This window comes from Vibrio harveyi (assembly GCF_030060435.1).
Taxonomy (GTDB): domain Bacteria; phylum Pseudomonadota; class Gammaproteobacteria; order Enterobacterales; family Vibrionaceae; genus Vibrio; species Vibrio harveyi.
Window position 1 is genome coordinate 1,778,825 of record NZ_CP125876.1, and the last position, 12,832, is coordinate 1,791,656.

General features: G+C 43.1%; 12 protein-coding genes. 5 read left to right on the top strand and 7 right to left on the bottom strand.

Annotated elements, in window-relative coordinates; genetic code table 11:
- Positions 1-9: 9 nt before the first annotated feature.
- Positions 10-1,644: a DUF2813 domain-containing protein gene (locus QMY49_RS24510; RefSeq protein ID WP_005451741.1), complete on the top strand. Its 1,635-nt coding sequence runs from the start codon at positions 10-12 to the stop codon at positions 1,642-1,644.
- Positions 1,645-1,771: 127 nt separating this feature from the next.
- Here the strand turns inward: QMY49_RS24510 and QMY49_RS24515 are convergent, their stop codons facing one another.
- Positions 1,772-2,251, bottom strand: a complete 480-nt coding sequence (locus tag QMY49_RS24515; RefSeq protein WP_005451739.1) for a DUF1097 domain-containing protein — start codon at positions 2,249-2,251, stop codon at positions 1,772-1,774.
- 297 nt (positions 2,252-2,548) lie between these two features.
- Entirely contained in the window at positions 2,549-3,454 is a 906-nt protein-coding gene (locus tag QMY49_RS24520) for a LysR substrate-binding domain-containing protein (protein WP_005441888.1), read from the bottom strand.
- Positions 3,455-3,740: 286 nt separating this feature from the next.
- On the opposite strand from QMY49_RS24520, the gene focA reads away from it, so the two are divergent.
- Positions 3,741-5,192, top strand: coding sequence for a formate transporter FocA (gene focA / locus QMY49_RS24525; RefSeq protein WP_005451736.1), 1,452 nt, complete (start codon positions 3,741-3,743; stop codon positions 5,190-5,192).
- Positions 5,193-5,296: 104 nt separating this feature from the next.
- Here the strand turns inward: focA and QMY49_RS24530 are convergent, their stop codons facing one another.
- The 3 genes from QMY49_RS24530 to QMY49_RS24540 form a co-directional block, all read right to left on the bottom strand.
- The gene (locus QMY49_RS24530) at positions 5,297-5,866 is read right to left on the bottom strand and encodes a YceI family protein (RefSeq protein ID WP_050922781.1); all 570 of its coding nucleotides are present in this window, start codon (positions 5,864-5,866) and stop codon (positions 5,297-5,299) included.
- On the bottom strand, positions 5,863-6,402 hold the full coding sequence (locus QMY49_RS24535) for a cytochrome b (RefSeq protein ID WP_017819592.1): 540 nt from the start codon (positions 6,400-6,402) through the stop codon (positions 5,863-5,865). Before QMY49_RS24535 ends, QMY49_RS24530 begins: the two co-directional genes overlap by 4 nt.
- 174 nt (positions 6,403-6,576) lie before the next feature.
- Positions 6,577-6,819: a DUF2164 domain-containing protein gene (locus QMY49_RS24540; RefSeq protein WP_009696700.1), complete on the bottom strand. Its 243-nt coding sequence runs from the start codon at positions 6,817-6,819 to the stop codon at positions 6,577-6,579.
- Between the two features lie 130 nt (positions 6,820-6,949).
- Between QMY49_RS24540 and QMY49_RS24545 the strand changes: the two genes are divergently transcribed.
- Together QMY49_RS24545 and QMY49_RS24550 are read left to right on the top strand one after the other, a co-directional pair.
- Positions 6,950-7,582, top strand: coding sequence for a hypothetical protein (locus QMY49_RS24545; protein ID WP_005451726.1), 633 nt, complete (start codon positions 6,950-6,952; stop codon positions 7,580-7,582).
- 197 nt (positions 7,583-7,779) lie between these two features.
- Positions 7,780-8,568 (top strand): EAL domain-containing protein, encoded by a 789-nt coding sequence (locus QMY49_RS24550; protein ID WP_283314980.1) that lies wholly within the window; start codon positions 7,780-7,782, stop codon positions 8,566-8,568.
- A gap of 30 nt (positions 8,569-8,598) precedes the next feature.
- Here the strand turns inward: QMY49_RS24550 and QMY49_RS24555 are convergent, their stop codons facing one another.
- Both QMY49_RS24555 and QMY49_RS24560 read right to left on the bottom strand, forming a co-directional pair.
- Entirely contained in the window at positions 8,599-9,852 is a 1,254-nt protein-coding gene (locus QMY49_RS24555) for a DEAD/DEAH box helicase (protein WP_283314981.1), read from the bottom strand.
- 75 nt (positions 9,853-9,927) lie between these two features.
- Positions 9,928-10,524 carry an acyl carrier protein phosphodiesterase gene (locus QMY49_RS24560; protein ID WP_009696702.1) on the bottom strand — a complete coding sequence of 199 codons (597 nt, stop codon included), beginning with the start codon at positions 10,522-10,524 and terminating at the stop codon, positions 9,928-9,930.
- Between the two features lie 609 nt (positions 10,525-11,133).
- On the opposite strand from QMY49_RS24560, the gene QMY49_RS24565 reads away from it, so the two are divergent.
- Entirely contained in the window at positions 11,134-12,564 is a 1,431-nt protein-coding gene (locus QMY49_RS24565; protein WP_009696704.1) for a methyl-accepting chemotaxis protein, read from the top strand.
- Positions 12,565-12,832: the final 268 nt, after the last annotated feature.

Consider the following 12,832-nt stretch of genomic DNA (forward strand, 5'->3'; position numbering starts at 1 on the left):
AGGAGTGAGATGAGACTAGAACGCATCGAAATCTCTGGGTTTAGAGGCATTAAACGCCTTTCACTCTCTTTTGACGAACTGACGACCTTAATCGGTGAGAACACTTGGGGTAAATCCTCCCTACTCGACGCCCTGTCTCTCGCCTTACCTGCAGATGGCTCTCTCTATCAATTTGAAATGACGGACTTCCACGTCGACTATTCCATCTCGCACCCACAAACACAGCATCTTCAAATCGTACTCTGTTTTAAATCTCAAGATAAACAAGAAGTGAATGCTGGACGTTATCGTCGCATTAAACCTACATGGTGCATCAACGAAGACAACGAACACGTCATTTATTACCGTTTAAGTGCCAGTAGAGATGGTCACCACATCACAACCAAGTACGCATTCTTGGACTGTGATGGCGAAGCGAAGCAACTGCATCATGCAGAGAAACTCGCAATTGAACTGATGACCCTTCACCCAGTAATCCGATTACGCGACTCACGCCGTTTCCCCGAACCCAATCACATTAATGGTGACAACAAAAATGCTCGTATAGAAAAACGCATTAATAATACCTGCCGTCGCTTGTTTGCTATGCCTGGTCATGTGAACAAAGGTGAAGTTCGCAGCAGTCTTGATTCAATGCACACGTTAGTCGAGCACTATTTTGCATTCCGAAGCGTGAAGAAAGGTCACCCGAGAAAACCGCGAGACGGTCTGTTCTATGCCAGCCCTTCTGCTGAAAAAGGGTTATCGCAGTTTTTGAAAGAGACGAATAACAAGCAAACTCGCTTACTACTTATGGGATTGTTAAACGCGTACCTACAAGCCAAAGGCCCGACAGACTTAAGACGTTGTGCACGTCCCATCTTGATCATTGAAGATCCAGAAGGTCGTTTACATCCTACTCATCTATCCCGCGCTTGGAGCTTGTTGCAACTGCTTCCGATGCAGAAGATTCTCACCACAAACAGTGCCCGTTTACTCGGCTCTGTACCGTTGGCATCTATTCGTCGATTAGTTCGTTTGTCAGATCGAACCATTGCAAAGTCACTCAACACAAACCGCTTTAGTGTCGACCAACTCCGTCGGATTGGCTTCCACATTCGTTTTCATCGTGCTGGTGCCCTATTTGCTCGTTGCTGGCTATTGGTTGAGGGTGAAACAGAAGTTTGGTTATTTAACGAACTGGCACGTCAATGCGGGTATGACTTAGCGGCAGAAGGCGTACAAATTGTTGAATTTGCCCAGTCTGGGTTGAAGTCTCTGATCAAAGTCGCCAAAGAATTTGGGATAGATTGGCACGTCGTCACTGACGGAGATCCTGCGGGTAAGAAATACGCTCATACAGTAAGGGCACATTTGGATAACGACCAAGAACGCCATCGCTTAACGGAATTACCTGACAGAGACATCGAGCATTTCCTCTATAACAATGGTTTCGAACTTTTCTTTAAGGACATTATCAAAGTTCCTCATGAGCACCCAATCCCAGCAAAGAAAGTCGTAAATCGCGTTCTGAAGAAACAAGCAAAACCCGATCTCGCCTTAGCGATTGTCGCTCATTGTGAGGAACGAGGTGTAGATTGCATCCCTGTGCTACTGCGCTGGACGTTGAAACGTGTCGTTACCATGGCAAACGGAAACACCTAACAAGTGTATAAATAAAAAAAAGCACACCAACCTGGTGTGCTTGTATCAAGAATCAGTAATTTTGATTAACTGTATTGAGCGGGATAAGTCTCAACACACAGCGGATACAAATAAGATCGGGGGTTCACTACTGTACTTGCTCAGCGAGCGAAGAAGTAGCGGCTGATTTCGCATGTAACCAAAGTCCTGTTGCTTTCATTAAGTAGCCAAACACGCCACCTAAAATCAGCGATGGCACTACAAGTTGCCAATTGCCGTCTGCAGCAAAAGTGGCGCATGAGCCAATGAAAGTGCCAGGGATGTACGCTAGCCAAGCTTGTTTCGCTTGAATACACATAAAGAACGCGACTACAGCAGTAATTACATAACCGATAATCTCTACACCTACGTAAGTTGAACCGTAAATGATTACCAACGCCCAAAATACGCCTGTCATATTGGTGATCAAACTTTCTGCTAGCCCTTTTAAGCCACTTGTCGGGGATGCAAAGTAACTTGTACAGCCAAGAAAGCCTGCCCAAGACAACAGACCAAGGGAGATAGCGATCCAGCCCCATACGCCAGAGAGAATGCCAGTTGTAATTGAAATTGCTAAAAGTGTGGTCATGGTATTCTTACCCGCTTGACTAGTTTCGTACCACTTGGTTCGAAAACTGCCTTCATACATTGAAATCAGGCAGTCAATACTAGGCACATCCCTCATTGACTTCGGTGATCAAGATCGCATTAACATCCCATAACGTTGCATGTTTTACACGTTAAATTTGACGCAACCGATAAATCAACAGATTTCGAAAATAACAAAATCACAATAAATTGGGCGAAATAAGCAATAGATGACAAAAAAGGCCCTGCACAATGCAGAGCCTTTACTAAGATGCGATCATTTTGTTTCGAATATCGCTTAAAGCACTGAAGGTTTGCCTTTCATCATGCGTAAGCCTTCACGTTTGATGCAGTCAACCAATGGGTTTTCCGCCATATCAGCACGCCATATAAACGATAATGTTCGATCCATCTTCAGATCAGGTACGTTCAGCGCAACCAAATCACCAGCTTCAATGTAACGTTCTACATCAAGATAAGGCAGGCACGTCAAATACTGACCATTGGATACCAAGCTTCTTAGAACTGGAACGTGTTCGTATTCACGCCACACGTCCAAATCTTCAATAAGATGGTGAATCGAACTATCAAAAATCTTGCGAGTACCAGAACCATGTTCTCGCAACACCCATTTAGCTTGTTCAAGTTGAGCTAAACTCACTGATGAGTTACGCGCAAATGGATGGTGGGACGCTGCGACTACAGTAAGATGGTCTCGACACCAAATCTCTTGGTGTAAACGGTTATCGTCACAGCGACCTTCAATCACGCCCAGATCGTATTTGTAATCCAAGACACCATCGATGACGGCCTGAGTACTCTGTACGCCTAAGGAGATACGCATCTCTGGAAAATCATTATCAATGATACTGATAAGGTCAGGAACTAGGTGTTCTGCAGGTGTTTGACTCGCGCCTAATCGAATGTGTCCACTCAACAAGTGTTGCTCGTAAAAACCCATTTCAATTTGTAGCGCGTCTTGCAGTAAACGCTTTGCTTTTGGTCTTAACCACATCCCCCAATGTGTTAAAGCCATTTGTTTGCCTTGCCTTTCAAATAAAGGTCTACCAAGCATTTTTTCCAACTGAGCAAGCGACATGCTCGTCGCCGATTGTGTCAGAGCCAGTTTATCCGCGGCCTGGCTTACACTGCCGGTATCTGCAACAGCGTCAAAAACCGCTAATTGCTTAAGTGAGTAGCGCAAAGTGTCCTCCCTAATTGGCGAGTATTCCCCATACTCTCGCAACCCAAAAATACATGCGTCGATACGCAATGAGGTTCATTTTACCTGCCTTTAAGAACTTATCAAATAATTTGATGAGGATTCTAAATATTATCAATTTTACCTGTAGCCCTGACCTGCTTAATCTGGATATGCGGTTCGGGAACACCGCAACAAAAAACAATAACACCTTCTCTTTCGAGTACAGAAAACGTCTCGATTTCATTAACCAAGGAGTTCATATGGAACCACAGACTAAGGAGTCATTATGGCGGTGACCAGCTCTCAAAATATCCAGTATTTCTCTCCAAAAGAAATGATGGCTGAAGCTGAGAAGTTTGCACTTAGTAAAGCAAACAAAACCAGCGGCATGACACTGGGTTTGGCAATTATGGCAGGCGCATTCATCGGTTTAGCATTCTTGTTCTACATCACAGTGACAACAGGTAGTGCGGATGCAGGTTGGGGTCTTAGCCGTCTTGCTGGTGGTTTAGCATTCAGTATGGGTTTGATACTCATCGTCATTTGCGGTGGTGAGTTGTTTACCAGCTCAGTGCTTTCGAGCATCTCATGGGCAAACAAACAAATCTCATTCGGCAAAATGTTGTCGATTTGGGGCAAGGTTTATGTAGGTAACTTCATCGGTGCAATGTTTTTACTTGCATTGGTAAGTGCGGCGGGCTTGTACCAAATGGATGCAGGTCAATGGGGCTTAAACGCACTCAACATCGCACAGCACAAACTACACCATACATTGGTACAAGCTTTTGCATTAGGCATTTTATGTAACTTATTGGTTTGTCTTGCAATCTGGCTGACATTCAGCTCGGCAAACGCTATGACAAAAGCAGCAATGACCATCATGCCAGTAGCGATGTTCGTTAGCAGTGGTTTTGAGCACTGTGTGGCAAACATGTTCATGGTACCGCTAGGTATCGTTATCGCAAACTTCGCACCGGAATCTTTCTGGACTGCGGTTGGTGTACCAGCTTCTCAATATGCAGATTTGAATGTCGGTCACTTCATCACTGCAAACCTAATTCCAGTGACTCTAGGCAATATCGTTGGTGGTGCAGTATTGGTTGGTTTAGCTAACTGGTGCATTTACCGTCGACCAGAACTTAAAGCAGCAAAAGTTGCATCAATTACAAACACTACAACACTCACGTCAGTTAAGGAACGCACTATGAAAAACGCATCGATTGTAAAAGAGATCATGAACCCGAGCCCAGTTACTCTGAGCGTAGAAATGCCAGTATCAACTGCACTAGATACCCTGTTGGACAACAATCTAATCAGTGCACCTGTTGTTGACATTGAAAACCGTTTGGTTGGTTTCTTCTCAGCACACGACGTAATGGTTGAATTATGGTGCCAAGATTACATCCCAGCTCAAGAACAAAAAGTTGTCGATTTGATGAGCCGTGACGTAGTAGCAATTGATGCAAATGACCGCTTAGTCGACGTTGTTGAGTTCTTATGTATCGATAAAGAACAACTTTACCCAACGACGAGCATGGGCATGGCGACTCGCTTTACTTCTCTTTCTTTAGAAGAACGCGCGAAAAGTATCAAAGTAAGCAAGCCTCAAGTGCTGCCTGTACTAGAAAACGGTCTGATGGTTGGCGTGGTGACACGTAGTGAAGTTCTTAAAGCTCTTCGTCCGGTATATGGCGAGCGTCTAAACCTAGTTGAAGATAACGTTCTAGAAACAGCATAAAACTATTACAACCAGCAACTAACAACTAACAACAAAAGTTGGCACCAATAAAAAAGCGCTCTATTTAGAGCGCTTTCTTTATTTATACACACAAGAGCAAGAAATTACTTCTTAATACCTTCGATGTGCAATTCCATATCAACGTAGCTCGATGAGCCCATTACAGGGATTTCGAAATCAGCAAGCTCAAGACGGGTTTGACCAATGAAGCCCGCACGCTCACCACCCCATGGGTCGTTACCCGCGCCAACAAATTCTGCTTCGATTGTGATTGGCTTAGTGACACCGTGAAGAGTGAGGTCACCTGTTACATCTAGCTTACCGTTGCCTTTGTCTACAACTTTTGTACTCTTAAACGTCGCTTCGCCGTATTTACCTGCATCGATGAAATCACCGCTACGAATATGTTTGTCACGCTCTGCATGGTTTGAATCAAGGCTAGTGGTATCAACCACTACGTTTACTTTCGAATCAGCAATGTTGTTTTCATCAAAAGAAAAGTCACCAGAAAATGTATTAAAACGACCTTTGATGAAACTGTAACCTAAGTGGCTTACTTTAAAGTTAATAGATGCGTGAGCGCCTTTCGTATCGATAACGTAATCTGCAGCGTTAGCACCAAACGGTAGTGCCATAGCGATTGCTAGTCCTGTAGCGAAAAGTGACTTTTTCATTTTGAAGCTCCTAACATTTTTCTTAATGTGTTGTCTTTATCGATAAAGTGATGTTTTAGTGCAGCAGCGGCATGCATACCAGCCATTAGGATTACAGCCCAAGCTGCATAGAAGTGAATTTCACCCGCAATATCTGATTGACCGGGAAATAACTCCCCTGCGCCTGGTACCGTAAACCAATTAAAGACTTCGATACCGCGACCATCAGATGTTGAGATGAGGTAACCTGAAATAAAGATAGTGATGAGCAATAAATACATCACACCATGTGCCGCCTTTGCTGCAGCCACTTCATAAGGTTTACCTTCTACTTTTGGTGACGCCGTCACATGTTTCCACACGATGCGAGCCAAAGTAAGTATTGCCAATAGAATGCCCACAGAGCGGTGATAATGTGGCGCCGTACGATACCATTCGCTGTAGTAGCTAAGGTCGACCATCCACAAACCCACAGCAAACAAACCGATGATGCAAAGTGCTGATAACCAATGCATAAATCGTGCAGGTAGGTTGTAGTTCTTTACCAGTGTTTCCATCTCACGTTCCTAGATATGTTCCTAAGTTGATGTTGAGCAAGAAACACAACATTAACTTATTTACCTTGTATGAAACAGATTATTTACCATCCTTTACATCTAACCAATATTGCTTGTTAAAACATCTTGTTCGAAAAATTTGAAGGAACTTAAAATCGTTTGTAAAACGTAAACTTAGATCTGAACTTCTTGTTCTATTTCATACAGTTCATCGCTCATTTCTAACATACGCCGTTCAATTACTGTTTTTGCATCTTCAATCCCTTTGTTGTAATAGATCGGTGCGAGTTTTTCTGTGATGAAATCAATCAAAAATTCGCTGTCAAATTGCCCGATTTCAAGACTCAGTTCGTCCTGCATGTAATCTTGAATGGCTGTCGCCAATGTTTCTTTTTGTGCTCTTTCTAGTTTGATCATATTTTACCTACGGAACTCTATTCTCAATTTTGATGTTTAGATCAAGAAGTTGCCTATCTAAATTAGTCTATCCTAAAAGGACTATGCTAACCTTTCGCCGTTCATATTGTTAACCGTTAAGGGATATTCTTTGCTACTCGACTTAGTCATTCAAAGTGTCAATGATTTTCAGGACGATTGTCTCAAACTGTGTGAGAAGCATTATCCTGCGGTACATAACCAAGGTATGAGTGAACACCATCTCGGTCTTGCATTTGCACGACGTATGGAGCACACATTTCGTCACTTTGGTTACAGTAGTATCATCAAACCAATTGAAGTACTTGATGCCCCAGATTTACCTCACCATTATCGCATCTCATCTGAAATTGGTACGGTCTGGGTATTAAGCCATCATATGGTCAGTGCAGGCAATTCATGCCGCGAAAACCTACTTTCTTCTATCACTGAATGGCAAAGTGAGTACGGCTATGCATTGCAGCCGAATGACTTACTATTTTTGGTGAGCGATCATTGGATCAGCCGTAGTAAAACCAGTCGAGAGTTATTACATTGGTGGATGGGTGAGCTACCTGAGCCAATTAATGAATATACCGAGCAAGGCATCACATTGTTTACCAGCGAGTCACAGCTTACCCATTCCCTGGATACGCGCTTTGGTATCAGCCCTTGCTACATTAAATTTGGACATCCTTTGCGCCGCTCAAACAAGCAACAACTGGTCAGAAAGTACCTTCAACTGTACGCGGTTTTACAGTGGTAACATCAAATTGCAACAGGTAGATTATCAGCCTATTCATCTATTTGTTTGAGGCTGATCGATATTTCCATTCAATACGAGCTAACTCTCTTGCCTTGACCCCTTCAGCACAATTAGATTCGACTTACTGAAGTAAAACTAGATGCACAACAATCAGTTAGGCATCAGTGAAAGTGTCTTGGTCTAGGTTACAAACAATAATGATGAGTATCTCGCAGCTACTGGGCTGCATTTCAAAACAATTAGATGGGCAATACGTCGCACAATATAAGCAACTGACGTTGAGAAGCGTATTTCAACCCATCTATCAGAAAGATCTTTCTATCATCGGTCTTGAGGCGCTGGTACGTATCAGCAATCAAGATGGGCTCATGATTAGACCAGACCAATTCTTTCACTCAACGAGCATCCCCAGTGAAGATCAAATCAATGTTGAGCGCTTAAGTCGACTCATTCACATCAGCAATTTCGGTCAGTCCAAGTTTAGCAATAAAAAGCTGTTCTTAAATGTCTTACCAAAAGCAGCAGAGATGCTGGCAAAAGACATGTCTTATAGTAATTTGCTAAATCAATCCATCGTCGAAGCCGGCTTGCGCCGAAAGCAAATCGTCATGGAGTTAGTTGAACTTTATGCAAGTGATGAAAACTTCCTCTACAAAGCTACGAAAGAGCTCAGTGATAATGGCTATATGCTTGCCATTGATGATTACGGAATTGATGCCTCAACGATTGAGCGCGTTAGATGCGTAAAACCGAACATCATAAAAATAGATCGATCGTTGCTATTGAGGTACGAAAATGGCGACTTTTCGTGTTTGATGGAAGCACTCTCGCTAGCGAGAGATGTGAACTCAAAAACCGTTATTGAAGGAATTGAAACCGAGCATCAACTTAACTTAATGAAAAAACTCGGTTTCGATATGTATCAAGGCTACTTATTAGCGATGCCTCAAACGCTTGAAGCGTACCAAGAAGCAAAGACTGCGTAATCAAGGTTATTGATAATCGCAATCACCTTTTTATTTTCGGTTTTTTCCGCGGTTTTTATGGATTGCCAGTTTTGCCTTCATCTTACGTTTTTCAGCAGAACGACTCTTGCGACGACCACCACTATTACGCTCAGGTTCAATTTCTTCTATTAAGCTTGGTTCAAAGCCTTCTAACCACTCTTGCGGTAAGCGTTGGTCAAGCAGGTTTTCAATGGCGTGCAATAGATACTCTTCATCACGACTCATCAAAGAAACCGCAAGACCAGATTTACCCGCACGTCCCGTACGACCAATACGGTGAACGTAGTCTTCCGCCTTAAATGGCATATCGAAGTTAACGACTTGCTCAAGTTGTTGAATATCTAAACCGCGAGCGGCAACATCAGTTGCAATTAACGCACGTACTTTACCTTCTTTGAACTCGTCAAGCGCACGTTGACGAGCACCTTGAGATTTATCTCCATTGATAGAGACCGCTTTAATGCCATCCAGTTTAAGCTCTTTAGCCAATTCGTCACTGCCTTGCTTAGTCTTGGTGAATACCAATACCTGCTGCCAGTTACGTGAACCAATTAAGTACGCTAGCAGTTCGCGTTTACGCTTCTTATCGACTGGGTAAACCATTTGTTTCACTGTTTCTGCCGTCGTATTTGCTGGTGATACTTCCACCTCGACCGGAGAATCCATCAATTTGTAAGCAATGGTTTTAATGCGCTTCTCAAACGTCGCTGAGAAAAGCATGGTCTGTTTCGTTTGTGGTAAACGACGAAGGATACGTTGCAGATCAGGCCAAAAACCCATATCCAACATACGATCCGCTTCATCCAAAACAAGGATGCCTGTTTTAGAAATGTTTACGTTGCCATTAAACAAATGGTCAAGTAGGCGCCCCGGTGTTGCGATAAGGATGTCTGCGCCCTCTTCAAGCTTTTTCTTTTGTACGCCAATACTAGTGCCACCGTAAACACACACTATTTTAAGATCAGTATTTGCTGAGTATTGCGTGAGGTTGTCCATCACTTGCTGAGCCAGTTCTCGAGTCGGCACGAGAATCAGTGCTTGCGGCGTGCCATTACGTTTCTGTTGCTGAACAGTCTGGATGATTGGCAAGCCAAATGCCGCAGTCTTACCTGTACCAGTTTGTGCAGCGGCAAGCAGATCTTTACCTTCCAGCACGTGTGGAATCGATTTTTCTTGAACAGGAGTCGGCGTAACAATATTCAAACCACCTAGGGTCTCAACCAACGGTTGGTCAATGCCAAGATCAGCGAAATTAACGGACATGATAAACCTCTTAATTTTTGGAGCGCAGAGTTTACCAGAGCGCATTTGGGCATACTACCTTTAGCAGTCAATGCGTTATGAATTAATTAGCTGTTGATGATACTCAGCAGATTGACTCAACACATCTCGATACAGCGCAGCAAACTTCCCTTCCAATTGTTCATATTCATTATCCAGAACCTCAAACGTCGTCGTGAGGTCTGCCATACGCGGCGTTCTTTGCGACATCCGATGAAGGGCAAATTCGATGTTTTCTAAGTATTGATAAGACTGCAACCAACCACCACTCCACATACGACTATGTAACAACAAAAATCGTGGAGGCAGTTGTTCTGATATTTGTTCATTCACTTGAAGATAAGCATATTGAACAAAGGAATCTAAAGATTGCTCGCTAAATGAATACCAATGCTTGGCTAAACAGTGGTCCCAAAACATATCAAGAGCGATAGGTGCAAAGCGTCGTGCAACGCCAGTAAAGTGTGGTTTGCATTCTTCGACAATAGCGTGGTGATCGGTGATACGATCCACAAAACGATGGAGTTTAATACCATTGGAAATATCAGCTTGATATTGCTTGCTTGGATCTCCCTTTACGAAATCTCCAAGCAAGTTTCCCATTAAATGGCTATTACAGTGATCTGCAATATGCAGGTGGGCTAGAAAGTTCATTAGACGCTGTGAGTGGCCTTTTGGCTCGTCTTACATGAACTTAGTATAACGTCTGTAGTGACGCGGTGAGAGTACTAATTGTACTTATTCGGCTTCTTCTTCTGAGCCAATGTAGTCCGACAAGATAATACCGATTTCGAGTGCATCAAGCATCTCAAGGCATTCGTCGTTTTGGTATTGGTCGCTCATTGTGACCTCCTTTGTTTTACATCTCCTGAAGCATTCATGCTTCGATTCTACTGCCATAACTTCTTCTTTATCGATGACAGCAACTCCTTTTTATAGCCTTTATATGACACATTCATGACAGCGAAAAGTAAAGTTTTGGAAAGCTATGACAGAAATCATAAGTAAACGTTTGCGGTCAATATTCCCAAAAAACCAGACACCAACGCCAAAGCACTACCATTTCATATGCATGCAATTGTCAGATTTTAATTAGTTTTCTGTCATTAATGGATATGATGTACCGTTATAGGTAGCTTCAGATCTCATATTTTGAAATCGATTAGCCACTTGTTACATATTTTGCTGATAAGCCGCGCATATTTTGTTTCGATATAACTATAAGTTTGTTCAACACCGTTTTCATCTCAAATGGAGCTATAAATGAGAGAAGTTGAGTTTAGAACGATAGACAGATTGTTTATCAAAATGTCTATCAACGACAAAATGTGGGTCATTTTCCTTCTGTTCCTAGTGACTTTAACTTCAGTGGCAGGCAGCCGCTATTTCAATGACATTCAACAATTTGAGCAGCAGTCGATCATTGCTGCGCAAGCTCGGCTTTCGGGTGTGGTCGAATCACAACCAGATAGCCTACGCAGCATCAATGGCGTTGTGAACGTAAGCTCGGTCAACGATGCGAAGTTTGAAAACGGTACGGTGACCGTTTATTCTTCATTAAAATCAGGTCAAGCTATTCAACTCACTGAAAACTTATCTAGCCAATATCAACAAGCGAAGTCAGGGGCTTTAACTACGTTCCTTCTAAGCTTACTTTGGGCTGTACCGTTCGCCCTATTCTCTTATTGGGTAGCAACCTTTATTGGTGGTGCTTTGTGGGTGTTGTACACAACAACTGAAAAGATTGGCGACGGCGATTTAACGTCACGATTAGGTTTTCATCCAGGGCGCGATGAGTTCGGCACTATCGGTTGTGCGCTCGATAAGTCAATGGATACTCTGACCGAGCTAGTAAACAGCGTAAAAGATAACGCAAATACCCTAAGCGAAACATCGGCTTCCTTCGAACAAGATATGAAGCTAAGCGAAACGCAAATCGCACATCAATACCAGACATTAGATTCTGTTGCGACGGCAATGGAAGAAATGACAGCATCAGCCAAAGAAGTATCGAGTGTTTCTCAGCAAGCAACGCTTCAATCAGACCAAGATGCGCAACAGATTGAGAACAGTCGTAACCGCGTACAGAGTGTTATCACCGAAATTGAAACTTTATCGAGCTACATTGAGCAAGCGTCAGCTTCTGTTGGCAGCTTGAACGAAAACACAACGCAAATTAACGACGTTATCACCACCATCAATGCGATCTCTGAGCAAACCAACCTACTCGCACTAAATGCAGCCATTGAAGCGGCTCGCGCTGGCGAACAAGGTCGTGGCTTCGCTGTGGTTGCTGATGAGGTTCGAACACTTGCAAGTCGTACCCAACAGGCAACGGTTGAAATTCAAGCTATGATCGAGAAGCTCCAGGTCGAGAGCCAAAACATTGCTTCTATTACAGATCGTACCGTTCAACAAGCGCAAACTAGTAGCCAACTGATTGATGAAATCGGCGGTGATGTAACAGCAATTGCTGACTCAGCACGTTCACTGATGGATATGAGTATTCAAATCTCAACCTCTGCAGAAGAACAAAGCGCAGTAGCAAACGACATTGCATCTGAACTGTCAGACATTCGTTCTCAATCTAATACGATCAGAGAAGTAGCAGAACAATCAACAAGTGGGGTTGCTGCGTTAACGCAAGCGTCTGTCTCACTTGGTGAAGTATTGAAACGCTACCGCACAGCATAATCGAAATTAAGACAAAAAAGGGCTCCGAGTAAGGAGCCCTTTTTATTTGTTGTGGATTTTATTGTTATACCCAAGTGACTTCAAGATGCAGACTTCAGAGCGTTGTCATTGATTCGAGAGCAAGGAAAACAACGCAAGGTACTATGTAACCTGGATGCACTTGTAACCTGGATGCACTTGAGTATACAAATTTTGCTAATCAAGCATTATCTGGATATCAAATCACTTTACTTTGAAGTGAATCGAAATAATTCTCTGAACTTGATGA